The 23,806-nt window shown below is 54.2% G+C and carries 26 protein-coding genes; 16 read left to right on the top strand and 10 right to left on the bottom strand.

All coding sequences use genetic code 11. The annotated features are described in order from the left end of the window. The first annotated feature begins 1 nt into the window (after nucleotide 1). The 4 genes from purF (at nucleotide 2) to ABMA60_RS06945 (ending at nucleotide 6,309) form a co-directional block, all read left to right on the top strand. Nucleotides 2-1,522, top strand: a complete 1,521-nt coding sequence (gene purF, locus ABMA60_RS06930; protein WP_392800675.1) for an amidophosphoribosyltransferase — start codon at nucleotides 2-4, stop codon at nucleotides 1,520-1,522. A gap of 38 nt (nucleotides 1,523-1,560) precedes the next feature. Next, nucleotides 1,561-2,757, top strand: a complete 1,197-nt coding sequence (locus ABMA60_RS06935; protein ID WP_392800678.1) for an O-succinylhomoserine sulfhydrylase — start codon at nucleotides 1,561-1,563, stop codon at nucleotides 2,755-2,757. A 79-nt stretch (nucleotides 2,758-2,836) separates the two neighbouring features. After that, complete coding sequence (locus ABMA60_RS06940; RefSeq protein WP_392800681.1) at nucleotides 2,837-4,441, top strand: diguanylate cyclase; 1,605 nt, start codon at nucleotides 2,837-2,839, stop codon at nucleotides 4,439-4,441. Nucleotides 4,442-4,857: 416 nt separating this feature from the next. After that, entirely contained in the window at nucleotides 4,858-6,309 is a 1,452-nt protein-coding gene (locus ABMA60_RS06945; RefSeq protein WP_392800683.1) for a glyceraldehyde-3-phosphate dehydrogenase, read from the top strand. Nucleotides 6,310-6,388: 79 nt separating this feature from the next. Here the strand turns inward: ABMA60_RS06945 and ABMA60_RS06950 are convergent, their stop codons facing one another. Then, entirely contained in the window at nucleotides 6,389-6,883 is a 495-nt protein-coding gene (locus ABMA60_RS06950) for a DoxX family protein (protein ID WP_392800686.1), read from the bottom strand. 250 nt (nucleotides 6,884-7,133) lie between these two features. Here ABMA60_RS06950 and ABMA60_RS06955 point away from each other — a divergent pair, with 250 nt between their 5' ends. The 4 genes from ABMA60_RS06955 (at nucleotide 7,134) to gltX (ending at nucleotide 11,133) form a co-directional block, all read left to right on the top strand. Further along, nucleotides 7,134-7,685: a cysteine hydrolase family protein gene (locus ABMA60_RS06955; protein ID WP_392800688.1), complete on the top strand. Its 552-nt coding sequence runs from the start codon at nucleotides 7,134-7,136 to the stop codon at nucleotides 7,683-7,685. A 63-nt stretch (nucleotides 7,686-7,748) separates the two neighbouring features. Next, the gene (locus ABMA60_RS06960) at nucleotides 7,749-8,771 is read left to right on the top strand and encodes a GGDEF domain-containing protein (protein WP_392800691.1); all 1,023 of its coding nucleotides are present in this window, start codon (nucleotides 7,749-7,751) and stop codon (nucleotides 8,769-8,771) included. A 55-nt stretch (nucleotides 8,772-8,826) separates the two neighbouring features. Further along, nucleotides 8,827-9,576, top strand: a complete 750-nt coding sequence (locus ABMA60_RS06965) for an SDR family oxidoreductase (RefSeq protein ID WP_392800694.1) — start codon at nucleotides 8,827-8,829, stop codon at nucleotides 9,574-9,576. A gap of 63 nt (nucleotides 9,577-9,639) precedes the next feature. Next, nucleotides 9,640-11,133 (top strand): glutamate--tRNA ligase, encoded by a 1,494-nt coding sequence (gene gltX / locus ABMA60_RS06970; RefSeq protein WP_392800697.1) that lies wholly within the window; start codon nucleotides 9,640-9,642, stop codon nucleotides 11,131-11,133. 78 nt (nucleotides 11,134-11,211) lie between these two features. On the opposite strand, the gene ABMA60_RS06975 is transcribed toward gltX, so the two are convergent. Then, a complete protein-coding gene (locus tag ABMA60_RS06975) occupies nucleotides 11,212-11,676 on the bottom strand; it encodes a hypothetical protein (RefSeq protein ID WP_392800701.1) in 465 nt (154 codons plus the stop codon). A 382-nt stretch (nucleotides 11,677-12,058) separates the two neighbouring features. Between ABMA60_RS06975 and ABMA60_RS06980 the strand changes: the two genes are divergently transcribed. The 5 genes from ABMA60_RS06980 (at nucleotide 12,059) to ABMA60_RS07000 (ending at nucleotide 14,931) form a co-directional block, all read left to right on the top strand. After that, nucleotides 12,059-12,616: a hypothetical protein gene (locus tag ABMA60_RS06980; protein ID WP_392800704.1), complete on the top strand. Its 558-nt coding sequence runs from the start codon at nucleotides 12,059-12,061 to the stop codon at nucleotides 12,614-12,616. A gap of 103 nt (nucleotides 12,617-12,719) precedes the next feature. Next, nucleotides 12,720-13,406, top strand: coding sequence for an ankyrin repeat domain-containing protein (locus ABMA60_RS06985; protein ID WP_392800707.1), 687 nt, complete (start codon nucleotides 12,720-12,722; stop codon nucleotides 13,404-13,406). A gap of 199 nt (nucleotides 13,407-13,605) precedes the next feature. Further along, nucleotides 13,606-14,040 (top strand): hypothetical protein, encoded by a 435-nt coding sequence (locus ABMA60_RS06990; RefSeq protein WP_392800709.1) that lies wholly within the window; start codon nucleotides 13,606-13,608, stop codon nucleotides 14,038-14,040. Between the two features lie 26 nt (nucleotides 14,041-14,066). Continuing rightward, nucleotides 14,067-14,432, top strand: a complete 366-nt coding sequence (locus ABMA60_RS06995; protein ID WP_392800712.1) for a cupin domain-containing protein — start codon at nucleotides 14,067-14,069, stop codon at nucleotides 14,430-14,432. 94 nt (nucleotides 14,433-14,526) lie between these two features. Next, nucleotides 14,527-14,931, top strand: coding sequence for a GFA family protein (locus ABMA60_RS07000; RefSeq protein ID WP_392800715.1), 405 nt, complete (start codon nucleotides 14,527-14,529; stop codon nucleotides 14,929-14,931). Between the two features lie 13 nt (nucleotides 14,932-14,944). Here the strand turns inward: ABMA60_RS07000 and ABMA60_RS07005 are convergent, their stop codons facing one another. After that, nucleotides 14,945-15,619, bottom strand: a complete 675-nt coding sequence (locus ABMA60_RS07005; RefSeq protein ID WP_392800718.1) for a DUF4396 domain-containing protein — start codon at nucleotides 15,617-15,619, stop codon at nucleotides 14,945-14,947. Nucleotides 15,620-15,901: 282 nt separating this feature from the next. On the opposite strand from ABMA60_RS07005, the gene ABMA60_RS07010 reads away from it, so the two are divergent. Together ABMA60_RS07010 and ABMA60_RS07015 are read left to right on the top strand one after the other, a co-directional pair. Continuing rightward, nucleotides 15,902-16,273: a VOC family protein gene (locus ABMA60_RS07010; RefSeq protein WP_392800721.1), complete on the top strand. Its 372-nt coding sequence runs from the start codon at nucleotides 15,902-15,904 to the stop codon at nucleotides 16,271-16,273. Nucleotides 16,274-16,387: 114 nt separating this feature from the next. Next, nucleotides 16,388-17,065, top strand: coding sequence for a hypothetical protein (locus ABMA60_RS07015; RefSeq protein WP_392800723.1), 678 nt, complete (start codon nucleotides 16,388-16,390; stop codon nucleotides 17,063-17,065). Nucleotides 17,066-17,074: 9 nt separating this feature from the next. On the opposite strand, the gene ABMA60_RS07020 is transcribed toward ABMA60_RS07015, so the two are convergent. The 7 genes from ABMA60_RS07020 to ABMA60_RS07050 form a co-directional block, all read right to left on the bottom strand. After that, complete coding sequence (locus ABMA60_RS07020; RefSeq protein ID WP_392800726.1) at nucleotides 17,075-17,884, bottom strand: DeoR/GlpR family DNA-binding transcription regulator; 810 nt, start codon at nucleotides 17,882-17,884, stop codon at nucleotides 17,075-17,077. Nucleotides 17,885-17,920: 36 nt separating this feature from the next. Next, nucleotides 17,921-18,739 carry an HAD-IIB family hydrolase gene (locus tag ABMA60_RS07025; protein ID WP_392800729.1) on the bottom strand — a complete coding sequence of 273 codons (819 nt, stop codon included), beginning with the start codon at nucleotides 18,737-18,739 and terminating at the stop codon, nucleotides 17,921-17,923. Nucleotides 18,740-18,784: 45 nt separating this feature from the next. Then, the gene (gene phnE, locus ABMA60_RS07030) at nucleotides 18,785-19,594 is read right to left on the bottom strand and encodes a phosphonate ABC transporter, permease protein PhnE (RefSeq protein ID WP_392800731.1); all 810 of its coding nucleotides are present in this window, start codon (nucleotides 19,592-19,594) and stop codon (nucleotides 18,785-18,787) included. After that, nucleotides 19,588-20,406, bottom strand: coding sequence for a phosphonate ABC transporter, permease protein PhnE (phnE, locus tag ABMA60_RS07035; protein ID WP_392800734.1), 819 nt, complete (start codon nucleotides 20,404-20,406; stop codon nucleotides 19,588-19,590). The genes phnE (ABMA60_RS07030) and phnE (ABMA60_RS07035) overlap by 7 nt, the downstream gene beginning before the upstream one ends. After that, nucleotides 20,403-21,206, bottom strand: a complete 804-nt coding sequence (gene phnC / locus ABMA60_RS07040; RefSeq protein ID WP_392800738.1) for a phosphonate ABC transporter ATP-binding protein — start codon at nucleotides 21,204-21,206, stop codon at nucleotides 20,403-20,405. The genes phnE (ABMA60_RS07035) and phnC overlap by 4 nt, the downstream gene beginning before the upstream one ends. 83 nt (nucleotides 21,207-21,289) lie before the next feature. Then, complete coding sequence (phnD, locus tag ABMA60_RS07045) at nucleotides 21,290-22,285, bottom strand: phosphate/phosphite/phosphonate ABC transporter substrate-binding protein (protein WP_392800741.1); 996 nt, start codon at nucleotides 22,283-22,285, stop codon at nucleotides 21,290-21,292. A 230-nt stretch (nucleotides 22,286-22,515) separates the two neighbouring features. After that, nucleotides 22,516-22,869 (bottom strand): MerR family transcriptional regulator, encoded by a 354-nt coding sequence (locus ABMA60_RS07050; RefSeq protein ID WP_392800743.1) that lies wholly within the window; start codon nucleotides 22,867-22,869, stop codon nucleotides 22,516-22,518. A gap of 91 nt (nucleotides 22,870-22,960) precedes the next feature. Between ABMA60_RS07050 and ABMA60_RS07055 the strand changes: the two genes are divergently transcribed. Then, nucleotides 22,961-23,782, top strand: coding sequence for an oxidoreductase (locus ABMA60_RS07055; protein WP_392800747.1), 822 nt, complete (start codon nucleotides 22,961-22,963; stop codon nucleotides 23,780-23,782). Nucleotides 23,783-23,806 lie beyond the last annotated feature (24 nt).

Here is a 23,806-nt window from a genome sequence, read left to right on the forward strand (position 1 = left end):
CATGTGTGGCATCGTTGGGATAGTTAGTGATACCGCGGTCAATCAGCGTCTCTACGACGCCTTGACCGTGCTGCAGCACCGTGGCCAGGATGCCGCCGGCATTGTGACCGAAGACGCCGGTCGTTTTTATCTGCGCAAAAGCAATGGCCTGGTGCGCGATGTGTTCCGTTCCAGCCATATGCAACGCCTCAGTGGCACCACCGGTATTGGTCATGTGCGTTACCCGACGGCCGGTTCCTCCAGCACTTCCGAAAGTCAGCCTTTTTATGTGAATTCGCCGTACGGCATCGTGCTGGCTCACAACGGTAACCTGACCAATTCGGCGGAACTGAACTCGGCGCTGTACCGCTCCGATTTGCGTCATGTGAACACCACCTCGGATTCCGAAGTGCTGCTCAATGTCTTTGCCCACGAACTGCAACTGCAGGGCAAACTGCAACCGGAAGCGGACGATATCTTCAATGCCGTCTCCGCAGTGCATCGTCGCTGCCGGGGTGCCTATGCCGCAGTCTCGATGATTTCCGGCTACGGCATGGTCGCCTTCCGCGATCCTTACGGCATTCGCCCGCTGGTCATTGGTGAGCGCACCAGCGAAGCCGGTAACACCGAATATATGGTCGCCTCCGAAAGCGTCGCTTTGGATGTCCTCGGTTTTAAACTGATTCGCGACGTCGAACCGGGTGAAGCGGTTTATATCGATGCGGCTGGCCAGTTGCATCTGCGCCAGTGCGCGGAGAATCCGTCACTGGTGCCGTGCATGTTCGAGTATGTGTATTTTGCCCGGCCGGATTCCATCATCGATGGCATTTCGGTCTACAAAGCGCGGATGCGGATGGGCGATGCGCTGGCCGATAAAATTGAACGCGAATGGCCCAACAATGACATCGATGTGGTGATTCCGATTCCCGATACCAGCCGCACCTCGGCGCTGCAGTTGGCCAATCGACTGGGTGTTGATTTCCGCGAAGGTTTTATGAAAAACCGCTACATCGGTCGCACCTTTATCATGCCCGGCCAGCAGCAGCGGCGGAAATCGGTGCGCCAGAAGCTGAACGCCATCGGTCTGGAATTTAAAGACAAAAATGTGCTGCTGGTCGACGACTCCATCGTGCGCGGTACCACCTGTAACGAAATCATTGAGATGGCGCGCGACGCCGGCGCCAACAAGGTGTACTTCGCGTCAGCCGCGCCGGAAGTGCGTTACCCCAATGTCTACGGCATCGATATGCCGGCGGCGAAAGAACTGATAGCCCACGGTCGCAGCAACGAGGAAATCCGTGAGTTGATTGGCGCTGACAAACTGATCTATCAGGATCTCGACGATCTGCGCGAAGCGGTGCAAACCCATAAAGCCAGTGTGCGTCGTTTTGATTGCTCTGTATTCAATGGCGAATACATCACCGGCGATATCGACGCGGCTTACCTGAGTGATCTGGAAGCGGCGCGTAACGATCTGAGTCAGACTAAAAAGCGTGAGAAAGACGATGAATCCGCGCTCGTCGATCTGCATAATGACGACTGAGCAACGCCGTTATTGACGCTACGAACCGAGGGCAGGGCATGAACGACGAACGCACCCAGGCATTGCAACAGGCACGACCGGCGACCCGAGCGGTACGCGGTGGTCAGCGACGCGGCGATGAAATGGAGCACGCCGAAGCCCTGTACATGACCTCGTCCTACGTCTTCGACGATGCCGCCAGTATGGCCGACACCTTTGCCGGCGAGCGTGAAGGCAATGTCTACAGCCGTTATACCAACCCTACGGTGCGCACCTTCGAAGAACGTCTGGCTTTGCTCGAAGGCGGCGAAGCGGCGGTCGGTACCAGTTCTGGCATGGCGGCGATTTTTTCGACCTGTATGGCGTTTTTGCAAAGCGGCGATGCCGTGGTGTCATCGCGTTCCATCTTTGGCTCCACCAATGTGGTGTTCAATAAATACCTGGGCAAGTTCGGTGTCAGTACCACCTATGTCGATCCCAAAGATCTGAGTGCCTGGCGCGATGCCATCACCGACAAGACCAAGCTGTTGTTTGTCGAAACCCCCTCGAATCCGCTATCGGAAGTTGCTGACATTCGTGCCTTGGCGGAACTGGCACACAGCGTTGGTGCCTTGCTGGTGGTCGATAACTGCTTCTGTACTCCGGCGCTGCAACAGCCGTTGGCGCTGGGCGCTGACTTGGTGGTGCATTCGGCCACCAAGTTTATCGACGGTCAGGGCCGCGCACTCGGTGGCGCCGTAGTCGGTCGCAAGGTGGAAATCGATGAGATCGTCGGTTTTCTGCGCAGCGCCGGCCCCAGTATGAGTCCGTTCAACGCCTGGGTTTTCCTCAAAGGTCTGGAAACCCTCAGCGTCCGCATGGCGCAGCACTGCGCCAACGCTCAAGCATTGGCTGAATGGCTTGAAGCCCAGCCGCAAATTGAGCGGGTGCACTTTTTAGGTTTGCCCAGCCATCCGCAACATGAGCTGGCGCGTGAACAACAAAGTGGCTTCGGTGGCGTGGTCAGCTTTGTCGTTAAAGGCGGTCAGGAAGCCGCCTGGAAGGTGATTGATGCCACTCGCATTGTGTCGATCACCGCCAACCTGGGTGATACCAAAACCACCATCACTCATCCTTATACCACCACTCATGGACGGGTCAGCGATGACGAAAAAATGGCAGCCGGTATTGTTCCGGGTCTGATTCGTGTCGCCGTCGGGCTGGAAGATGTGCTCGATATTCAAGACGATCTGATGCGCGGGTTGAAACAGCTCTAGTCAGCCTGCTTTTGACGTTCAGCCCGTAGGTCTCGGCCGATCGGTGCTCTTGGAAAGGCAACGGTCCGGCATGACCCAAATGACCGACAAGTCCCAGCAACGTGACGAACTGCGTCAGCATTTCAGCCGTCGAGTGCACGACCAGGCGCGGCTGGTGGTCAATGCCTGGCGCAATCTGGATGAAGTGCTGTGGAACCCCGACTGGCACCAGGATTTTCTGCGTCGCTGCGATAAATTGCAGCAGTTGGCGATTCGTTATCAATCGCAGGAAATACTGGTCGAGGCGGGGCAGCTGCTCGCCTTGCTGGGTGGTACCGGTCCCAACCAGGCTCCGGCCAGTCACGTTCTTGAAGCCTTAAGCGAACACATTCATCGTCTGGCTGAGCGCTGCTCACGCCGTGACGACAACGCCGCCGCCTTGAGTATCGATAGCCGCAAACCGGTCTATCTGTGTTGTCATCAGTTAGAACAGGCGCAGAGCCTCAGTCGCCATCTGGAATTTTTTGGCATTCCTTCCCAGATTATCGCCGACCGTGCTGCCTTGATGCTGGCAATCGGCCATCGTCGTCCTGCAGCCTTATTGATGGATGTTGATTTCGATGGCCACGGTCTCGCCGCCGCTAACGAGGTGCAAGAAGCGTCCTCTCCGGCATTACCGGTCTACTTTTATTCGCAACAGCCGCCGGACATAGAGATGCGCCTCGCCGCTGCCCGGGCTCAGGGCGTCGCCTTTCAGGAAGGCACCCTTGATGCCGGCCTGCTGGTCAAGCAACTGAGCACCCTCTACGCCTTCCGCTCCGAGCCGCCTTACCGCGTCTTGATCGTTGAAGACTCACCGGCCCAGGCGTTCTTTGCTGAGCGCTCGTTGAATCAGGCGGGCATGTTGACCCAGGTAGTCAACGAACCGCTGACCATTCTTGATGCGCTGGAGTCTTTTCAGCCCGACGCCATCCTGATGGACATGTATATGCCGCACTGCAGTGGCATCGAACTGGCCCAGGTCATCCGTCAGCAGTGGCGTTACGACGTCGTTCCGATTCTGTATTTGTCGGCCGAGCAGGACACCAGCAAACAACTCGAAGCCATGGCGCAGGGCGGTGACGACTTTCTGACCAAGCCGGTGGAGCCCGACATGCTGGTCGCTACGGTGCGCAACCGCTGCCAGCGCAATCGTGGTTTAAAAGAACAGATGATCCGCGACAGCCTGACCGGCCTGCTCGATCACATCAATACGCTCGATGTACTCAAGCGTAGCATTGCGCAGGCCCAAGCCGAACAGCGCAACCTTTGTTTTGCGATGATCGACATCGATCACTTCAAAGACGTCAACGATCGCTACGGCCACGCCGTCGGCGACAGCGTCATTCGCAGCCTGGCGTTGTTTCTGCGTCAGCGTTTCCGGCTGACCGATCGCATCGGTCGTTACGGCGGCGAGGAATTCGCCATCGTGCTGCACGACATCGAGCTGGACAAAGCCGGCGAATTACTCGAAGACGTCAGTCAGGGTTTTGCGCAAATTCAGCACGATGCCCAAGGCGAACGCATCCAGGTCACCTTCAGTTGCGGCGTTGCGCAATTGGCTGTCGGTGAGGCCGCCAATGAGCTCAGCAAAGCCGCCGACGGCGCACTCTACGAAGCCAAAAAAGCCGGCCGCAATACCGTCTGTTTGGCTGATCCACGCTGACAAATTGGCTTTATTGTTGTTATCCGTTGCTTCAAAACAACTTTCTGCAATATTTCTGAAAAAACTTTTCTTATTTTTCAGTTTGAAAGTTACGTAACTTCCTTTCAGCTAAGACTAATGGCTAATTCCAGAAAAACGCCATTTTATCGGGCTTTCTGGCTAAATTAACACCAGCACAAAATAACCGGCCGAAAGCCGCAAACCAGATTAACCCGGCTTTGGTGTAATAAGTTTTCAAAACCAATCCTCTGCGCTAATAAGGCCGGTAAAATGGCAATAAATGTCTGACAAAGGTGCTCGATAGGCATTCGCTGGCGTCGTTAGAATGGCGCTCAAACCGGTCGCCAGAACCGGCAAAAAACCAGAACCTGCAATAACGACTGCCTATCAACCGGACACCCTAGAGGACTCCTCGCGTGAACCAAGCCGTGATCGATCAGACCCTGCTGCGCTGGCAGGAAAAAGAAGCGCTCGCCGAAGCCATGATTCCCATCATCGGTCGTCTTTATCGTCAGAACCGGGTGATCACGTCCATCTATGGTCGCCAGATCATCAACCAGTCGGTGATTCAGTTACTGAAAACCCACCGCTTTGTGCGTCAGGTGGAAGGCCACGAACTGTCGGTTAATGAAACGCTGGGCGTGCTCGAACTGCTGAACGAAATGCCACTCGCGCCAGCGCATATTGATGTCGGCAAGTTGGCGCTCAAACATCGTCGTCACGGCAAAGATGTACCGCTGCGCGATTTTCTCAATAGCGAGTTGGCCGATCTGCAGGGCAGCGCCATCAACGATGAAAATTCATCACGCGATGTGGTGCTCTATGGCTTTGGACGCATCGGCCGATTGCTGGCGCGTATTCTGATTGAAAAAGCCGGCGGCTCACCGCTGCGACTGCGTGCCATCGTGGTTCGTCCGGGTGGCGCGGAAAACGACTTGGTTAAACGCGCCAGCCTGTTGCGGCGAGATTCCATTCACGGCAGTTTCGAAGGCACTATTAGTGTCGATGCTGAAAACAATTGTCTGGTCGCCAACGGCACCACGATTCAGGTGATTTACGCCAACAACCCGGCCGACGTTGATTACCAGCGTTACGGCATTCGCGATGCGATTCTGGTCGACAACACTGGTAAATGGCGCGACCGCGAAGGCCTCGGCCAGCACCTGACATGCGAGGGCATCAGCCGCGTCTTGCTGACCGCGCCGGGCAAGGGCGATATCAAAAACATTGTCCATGGCATCAACCATTTAAGCATCACGGAAGACGACACCATCGTCTCCGCCGCCTCCTGCACCACCAACGCCATCACCCCGGTGCTGAAAGCGCTGCACGATCGGTTCGGCATCGAAAACGGCCACGTCGAAACGGTGCATTCCTACACCAACGACCAGAACCTGATCGATAATTATCACAAGGGCGAACGCCGTGGCCGCAGCGCACCGCTGAACATGGTGCTGACCGAAACTGGCGCGGCAAAAGCGGTCGCCAAAGCGCTGCCGGAACTGGAAGGCAAGCTGACCGGCAACGCCATTCGGGTACCGACGCCCAATGTATCGATGGCGATTTTGAACCTGAACCTGCAAAGCGAAACCAGCAAGGAAGAACTCAACAACTTCCTGCGCGAAACCTCGCTCTATTCCGACCTGCACAAACAGGTTGATTACACCCATTCACCAGAAGCGGTGTCGTCCGATTTTATCGGCAATCGCAAAACCGGCATCGTCGACAGCGGCGCCACCATCGTCACCGGTAACCGAGCCATTGTTTATGTCTGGTACGACAACGAAGCTGGTTACAGCGCCCAGGTGATTCGCACCGTGCAGGATATGGCCGGCATTCACTACAGGGTGTATCCGAGCGAAGTCTGAGTCCCGGATCGAAGACACAAAAAAGCCGGCCCTTAAAGGCCGGCAAACAGAGGTGAGGCAGTTAGCTCGTTGAGCGTATTCAGGCCGCCGCTTTGTGGCGTCGTTTTTCAAACCAGTTGGCGATGTAGGGTTGAACCCAATGGTCCAGGCCGATGCGGCCAGCGTTGGCAGCGCCGTAGAGTACGATGAACTCAACGATGATCATGTTCGGGTTGCTGCTGATAGAGCCGCTGAACAGGAAGGCGAAGTTCATCACCAGTCCGAAGAATACGGCCAGCACAGTGAAACAACCGAAAATCAGACCCAGGCCGACAGCGACTTCGCCCCAGGGGATCATGAAATTAAACAAGCCAGCGTTGGGAATGGCGAATGCATCCAGGAAGGACGCCCACCAGTCCTGCACCATAGGATGCTCACCGCCGGCCTTGGCGACCGCGCCGCGTAAAAAGCCTTCGGCATCAAAGCCAAAGAGTTTGTGCCAGCCTGCCATCAACCATTCATAACCGAGCCAGATGCGCAGCACGGCCAAGAGGTAAGAGGCATTGCGGTCTTCTCTAAGCCATTGACCAATCATAGTGGTGTCCTCCTTTGTATTCGTGGTTCGGTGGTTGAATTCCCACCGCGTCTGAAACCCTTTCAACGGTAGATTAGCGACAGACCCGCTAAGACTTCCTGACCTGCGTCAATCGACTGCAACTTAGCGCAAAATTATTGCAACTCAACTGAGGCCAAACAGCGATCCAAGCGGCCACGCTAAAGCCTGGTTCAGTTGGCGGTTGTCTGTGGGTACACTGGGCGCTGTCTTATCGATAGGTACCTGCGTTATGTCGTCAACGGCACTGCTAATCATCGATGTTCAACAAGGTCTGGATAACCCGGCCTTTGGTGAGCGCAACAATCCTCAGGCTGAGTCCCAGATGGCGCGTTTGCTGAGCGCCTGGCGTGAACGTGCCTGGCCGGTCATCCACGTGCGCCATGATTCAGTGGAACCCAACTCGCCGCTGCGCCCGGAACTACCTGGCAATGCGATTAAGCCAGAGGTGCTGCCGAACGAAGGCGAGCCACTGTTCACCAAGAGCGTGAATTCCGCCTTTATTGGCACAAAACTGGAGACGCATTTGCGTGAGCAGGGCATTGCGCAACTGGTGATCGTTGGCTTGACCACCGATCACTGCGTATCCACCTCGGTGCGCATGGCCGCCAATCTGGGTTTTGACGTCACCTTGGTCAGCGATGGCACTGCGACCTTTGAACGCACAGCGCCCGACGGCACTCATTTCAGCGCCGAACAAATGCACGGCGTCAACCTGGCCAGTTTGAATGGGGAGTTTTGCCGGGTGTTAACCACCGAGGCGGTTTTGGCTGAAATGGATTGACGCTGTCCGGCAGTGAGTGTCTTTGCTAGTCTGACTTAACGTCTTTTTGCTGCAGATTACGCCATGAATGATGTTGCCTTGTTGGATCGCCTGGCCGATGTGGTGCCGGAGGCCGATCATATCGACAGCCTGGTGCCTGCCTTGCTGGAGTTGCTGCATTCCATCACCGGCCTGGAGTCCACCTACCTGACCCGGGTCGATGAAGCGCATAACACTCAAACCGTGCTGTTTTCCAATAATACCGATGAGCAGAAAATCGCCATTCCTCAGGGCCTGGTTGTGCTCTGGGAGGATTCGCTGTGCAAGCGGGCGCTGGAAGAATTACGCCCGGTTGATGAAAACGTCAGTCAGCACTGGAGCGACTCGAAAGTGGCTGCGGAGCTTGGCATCGAAACCTTTATCAGCCAGGCAGTACATATCGGTGATGGCGAATTCTACGGCACACTCTGTGCGGCGGGTCCCAACAGCCAGCCAGTGTCTGAACAGGCGCAGCGGATGCTGGCTTTATTCAGCCATCTGATTGGCCGCCAGCTCGAACACGACCGGTTGATCGCCCGTCTGCAACATGAAAACCGCGAGTACAGTCATTTTGCGCTGACCGACCCCTTAACCGGCATTCCCAACCGCCGCGCGTTCGACCGCGAATTGAAGCGAACCTTAGCGGGCGCGCAGCGCAGTGATGATCAGGTGCATCTGGGCTTTATTGACCTGGACGGTTTTAAGGTGATTAACGACGAACATGGTCACGATGCCGGCGACCGTTTTTTGATCGCGCTGGCCAGCAAGTTAAAAGAAGGGCTGCGTGATGGTGACTTTGTGGCCCGTTACGGCGGTGACGAGTTTGTCGTTTTCGGTACCGCGCCGCACGATGTTGATGCCGGCCAGGTACGCAAGATGATTGCCGAACGCCTGACCCGACTTACCCAAGGGCATTTCGACCTCGGTGACCTGACCATCGACTATGCCGGTGCCAGCGTGGGTGTGGTTACAGCACAAGACGACGAACTCGACATCGATGCCTTTGTTGCCCGTGCCGATGCGGCTATGTACCAGCAAAAAACCGCCCGCCGTAAATCCAGCCATTGAAGGCCGACTAAGGCATTTTTTTAATGCGTCCGAATCACTTTAAAGGATAACCAGCGTGAGCCAACCCATCGCTCTGATCACCGGTGCAAGTCGTGGCATCGGTGCGGCCACCGCCCAACTGCTCGCCCAGCGCGGTTACGACCTGGCCATTAACTATCAGCACAACGCCATTGCTGCTAACGAAGTGGTTGCCCAGGCTCACACTCATGGTGTTCGCGCCGTGGCTATCCAGGCCGATGTCAGTCAGGAAAGTGACGTCGTGCATCTGTTCAAGCGCATTGACGACGAACTGGGTACGATCACCGCCCTGGTTAACAACGCCGGCATCGTCCAACCGCAAACCCGGGTGGAATGGATCACCGAAGACCGACTCGACTTAATGTTTCGCACCAACGTCAACAGCGCCTTTTTGTGTTGCCGCGAAGCCGTGACCCGGATGGCGATCGACAAAGGCGGGCAGGGCGGTGCCATTGTTAATGTCTCTTCGGCCGCAGCACGTTTGGGCGCGCCCAACGAATACGTCGATTACGCCGCCAGCAAAGCCGCCGTGGATGCACTCACCAAAGGCCTCAGCCTGGAAGTGGCCGCCCAGGGAGTTCGCGTTAATGCCGTGCGTCCGGGCTTGATCGAAACCGACATCCACGCCAGCGGCGGCGAGCCAGATCGCGTCGCGCGACTGGCACCGGCCATTCCCATGCAGCGTGGTGGCAGCGCCATGGAAGCCGCTCAGGCCATCGTCTGGTTGCTCAGCGACGAAGCGTCTTACATTACCGGCAGTTTTATTGATGCCGCCGGCGGTCGCTGACTTTTTAGTCCTGGGCTGAGCGGCTATAATCGCCGCCTTTGCCCAGCCAAGAGACCGCCCGGCATGACTCAGATTCGTACCCGCATCGCGCCATCTCCCACCGGCGACCCGCACGTCGGCACCGCCTACATCGCACTCTTTAACCGCGCCTTTGCCAAAAGTCAGGGCGGCGAGTTTATTCTGCGCATCGAAGACACCGACCAGACGCGTTCCACCCCGGAAAGCGAAGCCGCTATCTTGAAATCCCTGGCCTGGCTCGGCCTCGACTGGGACGAAGGTCCGGACAAAGGCGGCGAATACGGCCCTTACCGCCAAAGCGAACGCAAAGCCATTTATGGCGACTACGCCAAACAGCTGGTCGATGAAGGCCACGCCTTCCATTGTTTCTGCTCGGCCGAACGTCTCGACGCCATGCGCGCCGAACGTCAGGCCGAAGGCCTGGCCGGTTACGATGGCCACTGCATGCATCTGGACCCGACCGACGTAAAAAGCCGACTGCACGCCGGCGAAAAATCTGTCATCCGCATGAAAGTGCCAGAAGAGGGCGTGTGCGTGGTGGAAGATGAACTGCGCGGCCAAATCGAGATCGACTGGAAACAGATCGACATGCAAGTGCTGCTGAAAAGCGACGGCATGCCGACCTACCACCTGGCTTGCGTGGTCGACGACCACCTGATGGAAATCAGTCACGTCCTGCGCGGCGAAGAATGGATTTCCTCAACGCCGAAACAAATTTTGTTGTATCAATATTTCGGCTGGCAACCGCCGGTGTTCTGTCATTTGCCGCTGCTGCGTAACGCCGATAAATCGAAACTCAGCAAACGCAAAAACCCGACCTCGATCGACTACTACCACTCGGTTGGCATCCTGCCCGAAGCGCTGATCAACTTCCTCGGCATGATGGGTTGGACCATGCCGAACGGCGAAGAAAAATTCACCCAGAGCGAGATGATCGACAACTTCGATCACAAACGCATCAGCCTTGGCGGGCCGGTATTTGATCCGGAAAAACTCGATTGGCTGAACGGCCGCTACATTCGCGAAGACCTCAGCGCCGAACAACTGATGCAGCGCTTGCTGGACTGGAAATTTAACCGCGACTACGTCGAAAGCTTCCTGCCGCTGGTGCAACAACGCATCGAACGCCTAAGCGACGCCGCTCCACTGGCGATGTTCTTCTTCCAGGGCGTACCCGACCTCACAGCTGAGAGTTTCGAGAGCGTCAAACTCGACGAAGAAGACCTCAAGAAAACCCTGCAACTGGTGCTGTGGAAACTGGAAACCCAACGCCACTGGGGCAAAGACAACATCATGGCCGACGTCAAAGCCGTTGCCGAACATCAGGGCCTGAAAATGCGCGACCTGATGGCCCCGCTGTTTATCGCCATCACCGGCTCGCCAGCTTCGGTTTCAGTATTGGATGCCATGACTATCCTAGGCCCAGACCTGACTCGTGGCCGCTTGCGCCATGCCATCGAAGTCTTGGGTGGCTTGGGTAAGAAAAAGCTGAAGAGCCTGGAAAAGGAATTTCAGCAGATTGCTGCGTTTTTGGATTAAAAACACAGCTGAAGTTTTCAGGTTAGATAAAAAAAACCGACCACTATGGTCGGTTTTTTATTGGTCAATGACAGGTGATTAGTTTGCTTTGACGCCGCTTCCTTCCTGCTTGTCTGCGGGTAATTTAATCACGCCAAAAACAGCGAGCAGTAGAGCCGTCGCGGCTAGTAATGTCAGCCAAGAACCAATGGCCATGCCTTGGATAATGTCGCTACCGCCCTGAGTAAAACCATAAACAAGGAAAAGGAATGGGACAACACCGGCCACAATCGCAGCCACACGACTGTTCTTCTGATAAGCATTTAAGATGACAGTGAGTACAGCAAAAATGGGAATCAAATAGACCAAATAGAAGAAATACAGTGATGGATCCGGGCTGCCAGATTGGTTACCTAATGCAGCGAATTGATTCAGCCCCTGAGACAGTTCCACAATTTCGTACCCGGAGAACGAAAGAAAACCGCCGATATTGATCCAGGGAAGAAAAAAGGCGATCACTAATATAACCGCAAAGACATTCTCGGCTCTTTGCATGAGCTTCATTATTGTTACTCCAATTCTAGATAGAGAAAATCCAGTTTGAGCTTTTACAGCAGACTTAAATCCTGTTTACCAACCTGATTATGCCGTACAGCATACTGAAGGCTTGGCAGAGAATTCCCTGTCTTAAATAAGAGTGCAACTTGATAGGTGCACATCTGTCCGCTTTCCGCTAGCCAGAATGCGTTTCCTGTTATATTTATGTCACTGGATTTGCAGGTACACCATCGTTACCGAGGTAAGCCTGGCCTGCTAAACGCCGTTCCCGACCCGTTATTCCCCCCAAACCATGCTGTGTGAGGGACTCATGAACATCTCGAAATTAGCGCTTTGCCTGTTCGTTATTGTATTCGCGGCTGGCTGTGCCACTCACTCGGCGAACAATATGACCACCACCACCTTCAAAGACGGCGTTCGTGAAACTACCTATTACTCCAAGTATTACAGTTCGGTCAGTTGGGTGATTGAAGGGGAGGTCGGAGTGGAAGTCTGGCTGGATCACGATAAGAAAGTCAGTGCGTTTTACTCGTTGCAGCAGTCGATGGGTTGGTTAGGCCCAAGTGACCTGGAAGCGCAGGCGCTGGTCACGGGTTATCTGGTGAATTTGACCGATACGCCACGGCGGGTGACCGATTTTAAAGTGATTTACGGCAGAGGCATTTCTACCTTGGAAGCTGAGGAAGCTGAGGAAGCTGAGGAAGCTGTGATTGCGCTCACCCCCCATACGGTCACCCGAGTGTTGCCCGGCACCTTTACGATTATGAACTACCGAACTCAAATTCCTGTGACTGCGGAATTTGTACTTGATGGGACGAGCTATTCCATTCCACTAAGTGCAGAGCGGCTCACGATAGAAGAAGTATCAAGTCCGCGTATCGATTTTCCATGGTTTAAGCCACCTTACTATCCATTTGATCCGCCGCTTACGAATAGTAATTTTTAAGCAGTATATGCAGTGTGTTCCAGCTTCTCTGTGCTGGAATACTTTACCACCCAGTGTTGTAGGTACGGCTTTAGTTGCTGGCCTGAAGTAGAGGGAACCTTCGATGTATAAATCGCTTATCGCTGTCATAGTGCTATCCGGACTTTTACTCGGTTGCGCTATGTCACCCGCCCGCCAAATGGAACATAGACAAGCGCTTTTCACCGCTATCAGAAATCACGACTTAGCCGCGGTAAAAACCATTGTTGAAGCAGGTGATGTAGATTTGGACCCGCCGTATCAGCCCAACCAGATCAACAAGGCACTCGCTTATGCGACCATATTTGGCAACCTGGAGATTGTTCAATATATCCTTGCTCAGGGCGTGGACATTGATGGTCGTGTGTCCTATTACGGAACGGCGTTATTGCGCGCCTCCGAAATGGGGCATTACGACATGGCTGAGTTTCTGATTCGTTCGGGTGCGGATGTGAATGCAGCCAACTCCTTTGGTTTTTCTGCAGTCGTGGGTTATTCGGCGACATGTAATACGCAGATGCTGGCCATGGCACTGGAATACGGTGGCGACATCGATAAGGCCCATGTGATGACGGTTTCCAATGCCTATGGCGTGTTGGCCTACAATCCCATTCAATGGGCGGTTAGCGAAGGCAATATGGAGTGTGTCCAGTTTCTGGTGGAGCATGGTGCTGACCTCAATGTGATCTCCAGAGATAACGAAACCTTGCTGGAGATAGCAAATAGTCAGGGGCATGACGACATTGAGGCTTACTTGTCTAACCAGTACTGATAACGAAATCTGCTCAAATCTTCTAGCGAGTACTGATACAAAGCCGAATGATAGCGGGATTGGAAATGCTGGTGGTATGGGGAGTTTATATTCAGCGAATAATGACCACCGTTTCATGCAATTTTAAATAGATGATGTGATGAAAAATCTTCTAAAAGTATTACTTTTATTATTGCCGGCTGCTTCATTGGCGGAAAGCATGCCTAGCTGGGATATCATCTTCCCGCCAGCCCATAACTGGCATGTTGGCTATGAACGCGAGCAAGCCGATCAGTACATTATCGAGTGGGTTCGCGATGATGAAAGCGTGGAAGACTGGAGTGAACTGATCACCTTTATGTATCAGGAAATACCTCAGTCGATGTACAACGGGGTTGTTAATGAGACTCTGGCGGGCCTGCAACAAGACTGTCCGTCCTTCGGTGCTGAGTTGCTCGAAAAAACCGATTACAACATCACCATCGAATGGTGGGACGACGGCTGTGCCGGCTGGCCGGCGCAGCGTGTGGTGGTTAAATATGTCTACGCCGGCAATGGTATTCTTAGTCTGCAATACGCGCACTATGTGAATCGTACACAACCGGAAATGGAGCACTGGCGTGACTTTGTCTTGAATGCTGGGCCGACGGAATAAATCGATATTTTCGTACAGGAGCTGAGATGACCTATCAATCCATTAACTTTCACGAAAAACTCAATCTGTTCAATGAGCATTGGTCACCGAAAGTGATTGCTCAGATGAACGATTACCAGTTTAAAGTGGTCAAAGTCGCAGGTGACTTTGTCTGGCACGATCATAAAGAGACGGATGAAACTTTTATTGTGTTGGACGGTGAGTTGCGCATTGATTTTCGCGATGGGTATGTCGACCTGAAAGAAGGCGAGATGTATGTGATCCCCAAAGGGGTTGAGCACAAACCCTATGCAGAGCATGAAGCCAAGATATTAATTATCGAGCCGACTGGCGTTGTGAATACCGGCGAGGAGCAATCTGATAAGACTGCCGAGGATGATGTTTGGATTTAACAGCCCAATACGATTTTTCATAACATCATCTTGTTGAGCATGCTGTAAATAGGGGTCACTATTGCTAAATAGCGATAATAAAAAGGTCCCACTGATGAACACCCAAGGCTCCTGCCTGTGTAATCAAGTTCGCTTTACGCTGGAAGGCGAATTCAAACACTTCTTCTTTTGCCATTGTCATTACTGCCAGAAAGGCACGGGCTCGGCGCATGCGTCCAACCTCTTTGCCAGTCCGGCTTCGGTGTCCTGGTTGTCCGGTGAAGAGCTGATTAAAACCTATAATCTGCCCGATACCCGTCATACACGCTCCTTTTGCAGCCATTGTGGCTCGCCGGTGCCGACGGTGATGAAAGAAGGGCGGATGGTGCTCGTTCCCGCCGGTTGCCTGGATGAGCCGATCGATACAGCGCCAACCGCTCATCTGTTTATGGCCAGCCGGGCTAATTGGGAAGATGGCATCAGGGTTGCGCCTAAGCTCGACGGTTATCCTGAGAAATAAGCAACGCCAATACTCAATGAGCGTGTTGGGCGTGCTCTTCTCTGGGGTCACCCATGCCGCCTTTAATATTGAAATAAATCAGTAGGATGTTCGCCGGCCAGGCTGCAAACAGGCCCAGGCTGAGTGAGATATAGAGCGAACTCCAGAACTGGGCGTCGCTCATGCCGGCTTGCCCACCCAGGTAAATATCGGTGGTGATGGCAACGGTCTCCATTACAGCGATGCTGATGGTTTCGGCAAAGAAAGCGCCTTTGAAGGCTTCTTTGAAGGCCATGCCGCCTTGCATCATTGGCCCTATGTTGAGCGCGAAGCCAAAAATATAAGCCAGTACAAAAGTGATGATGGCGGCGGGGATATTGCCAAATGCAAACAGCCCGACCGAAATAATCAAACCAAGAATCTCGCCAACGCCACAGCCGGAGTAACAGTGCGCCACCGAGCGCAGACCTTTGCGAGCAAGACTGTCGGTAGCGATTTGTTTGCGTCCGGAATAGCGATAACAGAGCAGACCGATGGGGCCAGAATAGAGCACGGTCAGCGCCCAGACCCATTGCATCATTGAAGGGATGTGGCGGTTGCTGTGGCGAAGATCATAGAGCACCCAGCCCAGGCAGGCGGCGACCAGCACTAACCAAAGGCTGAGCCCAGTCCAGTTATCCAATACCGATTGAATCTGTTCAAGGTTCATAAAACATTAGCCACGTCAGAGGGTGTGAATACCAATAGGTGCCGTTAGAGGTTGACTCGGCAAGAGGTTTTTCAACCCTGACATGGCATTTCTGAGCGCTAGGCGGCAGTATGGCGGAGCAGGTAGCAATCACCTGCGTTTCAATAGACCAATAGAAGGAGGTGTTTATGCGCATTGTTAAGCCGATTGTTGATCAGGCGCCGACCCAGGTGGCAGCAACCCAGGGGTTGGCGACTCAGCTTTGGAAAACCAATTCGCATAAATCTGAAAGAGAGATCCAAGATGATCACTTACCTCACTATTGGCACCAACGATCTGGCGAAAGCCACTTCCTTTTTTGATCAACTCTTTGCCGCCCTGTCGGCAAAACGGGCTTACCAAACGGAGCGACTGGTGGCTTGGCAGTTTGGCGATAAAGCGCCGTTACTGATCGTCAACGAACCCTTCGATAAGCAACCTGCAACCGTGGGTAATGGCACCATGGTGGCGTTAAAAGCCGACAGTCCTGAGATGGTCGATCGCATGCATGCGCTGGCGTTATCGCTGGGTGCGAGCGATGACGGCGCGCCGGGTTATCGAGGCGAGCAGTTCTACGGTGGTTATTTCCGGGATCTGGATGGCAACAAATTTAATTTCCATCACATCCGCTTCTAAACAGCGCACCCGGCTCCTCTAGCGAGCCGGGCATTTCGGCAGGGACGCTGAAGTGCATAACTCTGAATCTCACCTAAAGTAGTTATCGATTATTGGTTGCAGCCAGGAGGCTCTATGACCATGACCAAGGGAAATCACCAGAAAGAAATCGATCATCATGTATTGCGGCTGATTGTTGGCTTAATTGCCTTATTGTTGCCGCTGTTCGTTATTGTGCTGACCACCGGCAATCCGCTCGGGTCCATCAGCGCTTCCTACCATGACGATGGCGCGGCCAGAGATGTGTTTGTCGGTTCACTCTTTGCCATGGCAGCGTTTTTATTTGCCTATAATGGTGACCATGCAAGGCAATCCACTCTTAGTAAACTAGCTGCGGTCAGCGCTGTATGCATTGCGTTATTTCCGACGGCGGGTGTCAGCGCACCCGACACTTTAGCGACCTGGGTTGGGGTCGTGCATTACCTCGCCGCTGCGGTGTTGTTCGCGGTTCTGGCGTATTTTTGCTGGTCGTTCAGCTGCACTGCAAAAAATAAAGGTGGCACCTACCGTGAGGCCGGTATTCGCAGCCTGATTTATCGTGTCTGTCTGGTCGGTATCGGCCTGGCTATTGTTTTTATGCTCGCTTATCTGGGGTTTGAGGAATACCTGGACGAGCACTTTCCGCGTTATATCTTCTTCTTCGAATGGTTGGGTTTACTGGCTTTTGGCATCGCCTGGCTGGTGGCCAGTCGTATTATTCCGGTCATTACTCATAGGGACGAGCGGCTGAAGCTGACCGCGATGATGAAGTAGTCGTGCTGGTTATGACAGGCTGGTAGCGGAAACCGAATCGTCCTGATCAACGTCGTCGCTGGCCTGTCCCGATTCAATGATTTCGATGGAGTCGGGCAGGGCGATGCGTTTTTGTTCGGGCATGACATCGGTGTAAAACCGATCGACGTATTTGAACGAAGCCACTTTGCAGTGTGAATTCAGTGTCCACTTGCTGTTGTCGGCTACCAGCATTCGCGAGCGGGTGTTAGCGATGATGGCACGGCTGACTTCGGCTTCGCGAATGTCGTAATCCATCAGACCGTTTTTCAAGTCCATGCTGCCGGTGCTGATGATGCCGAAGTCGGTAATAAAGGAGCTGAAAAAGTTGGTGACTTCGGGGCCGACCACATCGTGATCCTTGTGCCGGTATTGGCCGCCGGAGACGATGACTTCGATGCCGGAATTACTCGATAACGCCGATGCCACACTGAGGTTATTGGTGAGAATGCGCAGCGATTGATGATGTGTCAGCGCCTGGGCGACAAGCTCGATGGTACTGCCAACACCCAAGCTGACGGTGGAACCTTCGGGTATGTCGGCCGCCAGCCGCGCTGCCATTAAGCGTTTGGTTTGCTCGTTGCGAACCAGGCCATCGCCCGGCGCCGGGTTAACCGTTGTCGTCGGTAAGCTGACACCGCCATAGCGACGACGCAATAAACCCTGTTCGCACAGCTTGTTGATATCACGACGAACGGTTTGGGTGGTCACGCCAAAACGCTGGGCGATGTCTTCAACTTCGACATGCTTTTGCTCATGCACCCATTGCAGAATGCTGTGCTGTCGTTCTTTGGCGCTCATTGAATCCGGTACACGATCAGTTGGTCCTTCCTGGTATTAAGCGAGTCGGCTGGGTACGGCGGCGGTACGCTGTTGCAGCCAGACGTCCGCCATTTCGGCAAAACCCAGGCCCGAGGGTTGATCGGTAATGGCGGCTGGTTGAGACGTCATTACCGATAGGTGTTTGCCAATATTGGCCACGCCGATGCTCAGTGGAAAATCGCGGAACATGCATTCATCGTTGGGTGCGTCGCCAATAAAGACAGCACGTTGTTGCAGTGCTTGCGCATCCAGGCCGAGCAATTCACGACCGACTCGCATCGCCATCGTCGCCTTGTCGAAATCGCCGCGCCAAACGTTCAGATGAATCGAACTTTGCCGGACATTAAAGCCACACTCCAGCAGCGCATCGCGCACCCGTGTCACCTGTTCCGGGCTCAGTGATTGCTGCTGGTTGTAGTCCAGCGCGACATCGACGTAACGAAACGCCTGATCGCTGGCGAGCTTTACCTCAAAGCCTAAATCCAGCTTCGCTACTTCAGCCAGAATGGCAGACTGGTCATGTCGGTGTGATGACGCCTCGTCCCAGAACTGCCAATCAACTGTTTGTGGCCCGGAACGCGACGCATAAAAAGCGCCGCCTTCACCGATCACCGCCGTAACCGGCCAGGTGCGGATAATCTGATCACACCAACCGGCGCAACCACCGGTAACCGGAATTACCTGGATACCAGCCTCAGCCAGACGGCAAATCGCCATATAGGTTTCTGGTAACAGTCGGCCCTGGGTGGTCAGGGTATCGTCGACATCGGTAAACAGAATGTCGGCGTCGGCGAGATTGATAGTATTCAACATCGTTACGGCTTTCCAATTCATGATTTGGCGCCGACCACTCATTACCGCGAGTGATCAGCGCCAGGATCAAATCACCTTCTTGCGCAGCGCGCTGGTGACCGATTCGCCCAAGACCACCAGCACCACAATGGCCAGCAAAATGGTGGCGACGGTCTGCCAGGCGAACAGATCGATCGAACCTTGCAGCAACACGCCGATGCCGCCAGCGCCGACCAGACCGAGCACCGTGGATTCACGGATGTTGATATCCCAGCGCAAAATAATGATGGCGAAAAACGCCGGCATTACCTGAGGCACAATGGCATAGAGCACCACCTTCATCTTGCTGGCACCCGTCGCTTCCATGGCTTCCACCGGGCGACGGTCAATTTCCTCGATGGCTTCACCCATCAATTTGCCAATAAAACCGATGGAGCGGAACATCACCGCCAGAATACCGGCCAAAACGCCCGGACCAAAAATCGCCACAAATAGCAGCGCCCAGATAATGGTGTTAACCGACCGGCTTGACACCAGAATAAAACGACCCAACCAGAGCGTGGCTTTGTTCGGTGTGGTGTTTTGCGCGGCAATATAAGACACAGGTAAGGCAATAAAGATGGTTAACGCCGTGGACAGCGTGGCGATATGAACGGTCTCCAGCATGGCGCGGAAGATCTCGTTCCAGGTGTTGAAGGCCGGCGGCCACATACGCACCGCCAGGTTCTGGATTTGGTTCGGCGCATCCCACACCCAGGGCCAGAAAATATCGATGTCCTGGAGTGCCCAGACAACAGCAATCAAGGTGACCAGATAAACGGCGTAGCGGGTGAACTGTTGTTTGCGGCTGTAGCGTGACCAGACGCGATCGGCCAGAATTGCAGCTTGATCTACCATACTTTTTTCCTCACCCAGCCGCTGATGGCTTCACTGATCAAAATAATGCCGATGATCATCAGCAAGATGGCAAAGGCGAAATCGTAGTCGTAACGACCGAAGGCATTCATCAGGGTGCCGCCGATGCCGCCTGCGCCGACAATGCCAACCACCGCCGAAGCGCGCAGATTACTGTCGAGCTGGTACATGGCCAGGCCGATTTGACGCGGCATGATCTGCGGGAAAATCCCGTAAATAAGCATCTTTAAATAACCGGCGCCGACTGAACGCATGGCTTCCACCTGGCCCCAGTCGATCTCTTCGATTTCTTCGGCCAGTAATTTGGCGACAAAACCAATCGAATAGAGCGTTAGCGTCAGAATGCCCGCCAAAGGACCAAAGCCGACAGCGGCAACAAACAAGATGGCGACGATGACCGGATGGAAACTGCGCGACACGATGATCAGTGTGCGGCCGAGTAAATAAACCGGCAGGGGCGCAACATTGCGCGCCGCCATAACGGCGATGGGCAACGATAAAGACACGCCTAACAGCGTTGCCAAGAAGGCAATCTGGAAACTTTCTTTAAAGCCGGTCCAGAGCAAACCGCCGCGCTCAAAACTGGGCGGAAAAGCGCCGCCGAAAATTCGGCCGGCACGAGGCAAACCTTCGGCAATGCGTTCCCAGTTGAAGGGTAAGGTTGAAAAAGCCCAGTACAGATAACAGAGCGTGACGGCAATCAAGCCATAGCGCACCCAGGGATTGGCGATAAAGGGTGGCTTTTTCCAGACCCGATTGGGCGCGCCGCTGGCTGCCGTTTTCAGGTCAGTCATACCAGAGCTCCCTCGGTTTGATCTTCGGCGGAGTCTGACTCGCCATTGTCTTCATCGGGCGATTCAATACCGCCATAGATGGCATCCAGTGCGTCCTGATTAAAATCTTTGGGCGCACCATCAAAAATCATCTGACCGTGACGCATGCCAACAATGCGGTCGGTGTACATCCGCGCTTGCGTCACGTTATGAATATTGATTAACACTGGCAGTGACATTTCACTGGCCAGACGTTGCAGCAGACTCATAATTTGTTGCGAGGTTTTCGGGTCGAGTGAAGCAGTTGGTTCGTCGGCCAATAGAATCTCTGGCTCTTGCATCAAAGCGCGTACTACTGCAACCCGCTGACGTTCCCCACCGGACAATTGATCGGCGCGTTTATCGGCGTAATGGGCAATACCCACGCGCTCCATCAGGTGAAAAGCGCGGTTGATATCGGCTTGCGGAAAACGTCGCGTCAGCGCCTGAAAAAACGACACATAACCGAGGCGACCAGACAGCACGTTTTCCATTACCGTTAAACGGTCAATCAGGTTGAAGCCTTGGAACACCATGCCGATACGGCGGCGCGAGTGACGTAATTCGCTGCCGCGCAGATTGACCAGTTCGTTACCGTTGAGTTTGATCGAACCCGAGGTCGGTTCGACCAATCGATTGATGCAGCGCAGCAAGGTGCTTTTACCCGCGCCCGAAGCGCCGACAATGGACACTACGCTGCTGCCGTCGACCTTCAAATCGAGGCCTTTGAGCACCGGGTCGTTGTGCCCGTAGCGCTTGACGAGGTTGCTAATTTCTAACATCTGATTCACTCCCGATGGTGCTTCCGACCACGTCGGAAGCACCTTGGTTTTCTTATTTAAACGGGTCTTTTATTGCCGATTGTCTATTGCAGATTGTCGCGGGTGTACTGCACACCGTTGGACGCCTGAATGGTGCGGATGACACGCCAGTGTTGCTGGTAGTTGATCGGGATAAAGGTTTCCACGCCTTCAAATTCTTCACCCAGTTCGGTGCCGGCAAATTCGAAGCTGTAGAAGGCTTCGCGGATTTTTTCGACCAGATCGGGATGCAGGTTGTAGGCGTAGTTGTAAGAGGTGGTTGGGAAGCGATCGGACTCCCACACCAAGCGCACATCGGCTTCATCGTACAAACCGCGAGCGGCCATACGCTCAACCACTTCCGAGGCAACCGGAGCGGCGTCGTAATCTTTGGCGACTACGCCCAGCATTGACTGATCGTGGCTGCCCGAGAACAGGATTTCATAGTCTTCGCCCGGTACCACACCCATTTCCGGGAACAGCGCACGCGGTGCCTGGTTGCCGGAGTTGGAGGTCGGCGAGGTGTGAGCCACACGCTTGCCTTTCAGATCGGTGATTTCATGAATGTCGGAATCGACATGAGTATAAACTTGGAGGGTGTAACCGAACTGACCGGAATCGGAGCCCATCAGCGCGAACGGAACCGCGCCGGCGAGGTTCACAGCGAAGGGCGTCGGACCGGTGGAAAAACCAGCGATGTGCAGACGACCGCTGCGCATGGCTTCAACCTGAGCGGCGTTGGACTGTACCGCAAAGAAACGCACGTCTTTGCCAGTCACATCCGACAGATGTTCGATAAAGGGCTGCCAGATATCGGAATAAATGGCTGGGTCTTCAACCGGGGTGTAGGCGAAAATCAGGGTGTCGGGATCCACCCACTGGGATTCGTCGGTCGGAGCATCGGCGACCATATCGCCGTTTTCGTCGCAGTACAGGGTATCGAGCGCGCCACGTTCGCAATCGGCGTGAGCCGGACTGCTGATCAAACCAAACAAGAGGGCGGCTGCCAATGCAGGGGCAGATGGCGCGATGCCGGGGAGCAGTTTGTTACGCAGGGTCATTATTGTTCTCCGTCGGGCGGCCCACGCGACATGGTAAAACCATGCAGGGCATTGAACATCTTGGCAGGACTCGCCCGGTCAGTTGTTATTATGTGATGTTCAATTGAACATCGATACTAACAGCAAACCGATATCAGGCAAGCTAGATGGTCGAATATTTTTCAAACTAAAGAGTTTTAGTGGAACTGATTGTTCGATTGAAAAATATTGGGTTCCGGTCTGACGGTGTTTTAGCGGGGTTGATAGCGCTCCAGCTTTTGTTGGATAAAGCGCTCAATGTCACGTAATCCATTAATTTTTTCCTGCACAACCGCCAGCCGCTCCTGCAGAAACTCAACCGTTTCTTCCCGGCTAAGTTCCCTGTCACCGACGGTGTCCAGCAGCGGGCCGATTTCCTTAAGTGATAACCCTAACTGCTGAGCCTGGCGGGCTTGCTCAATACGACCGAGGCAACTGGCGTCATAATCGCGGTAGGTACGACTGCCGGCCGTCCTGGGATGTGAGCGGATAATACCCAGTTCTTCATAGTGACGGATGCCATCTTTTGACAGCCCAGCCAGCTTTGCCAACTCGCCAATAAACATTGCTTTGCTCCTGTTCAGGTTCTGTTGACTGTGGGGTTTCCCTACAGATTACAGTGCTGCTGTTTTGATAACCAGCAACGGAGGAATCTGGATGAACACTGCAAATAAGCAACCGGTCGCTTTGATAACCGGAGCGACTTCAGGCATGGGCAAAGATTTTGCGCTGCGACTGTTGGCAGAAGGCTATCGGGTCTATGGCGCCGGTCGACGTACCGACCGACTGCAACCCATTATTGATCAGGGCGGTATCGGCCTGGCGATGGATATGACGGACGAGGCTTCCATCACTGCCGGTGTCGAGCAATTGCTTCAGGAAAGTGGACGGCTTGATGTGTTGATCAACTGCGCCGGTTATGGGCAGTACGGTGCGTTGGAAGAGGTGCCGATGGAGCTGGCGCGCCGACAGATGGAGGTCAATCTCTTTGGACTGGCCCGGTTAACCCAGCTGTGTCTGCCGACGCTGCGTCAACAGAAATCGGGAATTATCATTAATGTTTCATCCATTGGTGGAAAGATAGCGACGCCAATGGGCGGCTGGTATCACGCTTCCAAGTTCGCACTCGAGGGGTGGTCCGATGTGCTGCGCAATGAAGTCAGCCGTTTTGGCATTAAGGTGGTGGTGATAGAGCCGGGCGGCATCGAAACCGAATGGGGCGGCATTGCTATCGATGAAGCCCAGCGCCACTCTGGCCAAGGTCCGTACCAAAAGCTGGTTCAGTCGTTCGCTGATGCGCAATCGCGCATGACCAAACTGCCACCGGCCGCGGTGATCACCGAGTTAGTCATGAAGGCGATTAAAACACCAAAACCCAAGGCACGTTATGTGGGTGGGTATCTTGCCAAACCGTTGTTGTGGTTGCGTCGTTGGTTGTCGGATAAGAATTTTGATCGGCTGATCATGAGTTCATTTTGAGCCCGCTGCGAACCACTTATAACC

Source organism: Saccharospirillum sp. HFRX-2, assembly GCF_043196805.1.
Taxonomy (GTDB): domain Bacteria; phylum Pseudomonadota; class Gammaproteobacteria; order Pseudomonadales; family Natronospirillaceae; genus Saccharospirillum.

What these genes read in the sequence shown, in the direction of transcription:
- purF (WP_392800675.1), top strand. Translation starts at nt 2, where the DNA reads ATGTGTGGCATCGTTGGGATAGTTAGTGATACCGCGGTCAATCAGCGT.
- ABMA60_RS06935 (WP_392800678.1), top strand. Translation starts at nt 1,561, where the DNA reads ATGAACGACGAACGCACCCAGGCATTGCAACAGGCACGACCGGCGACC.
- ABMA60_RS06940 (WP_392800681.1), top strand. Translation starts at nt 2,837, where the DNA reads ATGACCGACAAGTCCCAGCAACGTGACGAACTGCGTCAGCATTTCAGC.
- ABMA60_RS06950 (WP_392800686.1), bottom strand. Translation starts at nt 6,883, where the DNA reads ATGATTGGTCAATGGCTTAGAGAAGACCGCAATGCCTCTTACCTCTTG.
- ABMA60_RS06955 (WP_392800688.1), top strand. Translation starts at nt 7,134, where the DNA reads ATGTCGTCAACGGCACTGCTAATCATCGATGTTCAACAAGGTCTGGAT.
- ABMA60_RS06960 (WP_392800691.1), top strand. Translation starts at nt 7,749, where the DNA reads ATGAATGATGTTGCCTTGTTGGATCGCCTGGCCGATGTGGTGCCGGAG.
- gltX (WP_392800697.1), top strand. Translation starts at nt 9,640, where the DNA reads ATGACTCAGATTCGTACCCGCATCGCGCCATCTCCCACCGGCGACCCG.
- ABMA60_RS06975 (WP_392800701.1), bottom strand. Translation starts at nt 11,676, where the DNA reads ATGAAGCTCATGCAAAGAGCCGAGAATGTCTTTGCGGTTATATTAGTG.
- ABMA60_RS06980 (WP_392800704.1), top strand. Translation starts at nt 12,059, where the DNA reads ATGACCACCACCACCTTCAAAGACGGCGTTCGTGAAACTACCTATTAC.
- ABMA60_RS06985 (WP_392800707.1), top strand. Translation starts at nt 12,720, where the DNA reads ATGTATAAATCGCTTATCGCTGTCATAGTGCTATCCGGACTTTTACTC.
- ABMA60_RS06990 (WP_392800709.1), top strand. Translation starts at nt 13,606, where the DNA reads ATGCCTAGCTGGGATATCATCTTCCCGCCAGCCCATAACTGGCATGTT.
- ABMA60_RS06995 (WP_392800712.1), top strand. Translation starts at nt 14,067, where the DNA reads ATGACCTATCAATCCATTAACTTTCACGAAAAACTCAATCTGTTCAAT.
- ABMA60_RS07000 (WP_392800715.1), top strand. Translation starts at nt 14,527, where the DNA reads ATGAACACCCAAGGCTCCTGCCTGTGTAATCAAGTTCGCTTTACGCTG.
- ABMA60_RS07005 (WP_392800718.1), bottom strand. Translation starts at nt 15,619, where the DNA reads ATGAACCTTGAACAGATTCAATCGGTATTGGATAACTGGACTGGGCTC.
- ABMA60_RS07010 (WP_392800721.1), top strand. Translation starts at nt 15,902, where the DNA reads ATGATCACTTACCTCACTATTGGCACCAACGATCTGGCGAAAGCCACT.
- ABMA60_RS07015 (WP_392800723.1), top strand. Translation starts at nt 16,388, where the DNA reads ATGACCATGACCAAGGGAAATCACCAGAAAGAAATCGATCATCATGTA.
- ABMA60_RS07020 (WP_392800726.1), bottom strand. Translation starts at nt 17,884, where the DNA reads ATGAGCGCCAAAGAACGACAGCACAGCATTCTGCAATGGGTGCATGAG.
- ABMA60_RS07025 (WP_392800729.1), bottom strand. Translation starts at nt 18,739, where the DNA reads ATGAATTGGAAAGCCGTAACGATGTTGAATACTATCAATCTCGCCGAC.
- phnE (WP_392800731.1), bottom strand. Translation starts at nt 19,594, where the DNA reads ATGGTAGATCAAGCTGCAATTCTGGCCGATCGCGTCTGGTCACGCTAC.
- phnE (WP_392800734.1), bottom strand. Translation starts at nt 20,406, where the DNA reads ATGACTGACCTGAAAACGGCAGCCAGCGGCGCGCCCAATCGGGTCTGG.
- phnC (WP_392800738.1), bottom strand. Translation starts at nt 21,206, where the DNA reads ATGTTAGAAATTAGCAACCTCGTCAAGCGCTACGGGCACAACGACCCG.
- phnD (WP_392800741.1), bottom strand. Translation starts at nt 22,285, where the DNA reads ATGACCCTGCGTAACAAACTGCTCCCCGGCATCGCGCCATCTGCCCCT.
- ABMA60_RS07050 (WP_392800743.1), bottom strand. Translation starts at nt 22,869, where the DNA reads ATGTTTATTGGCGAGTTGGCAAAGCTGGCTGGGCTGTCAAAAGATGGC.
- ABMA60_RS07055 (WP_392800747.1), top strand. Translation starts at nt 22,961, where the DNA reads ATGAACACTGCAAATAAGCAACCGGTCGCTTTGATAACCGGAGCGACT.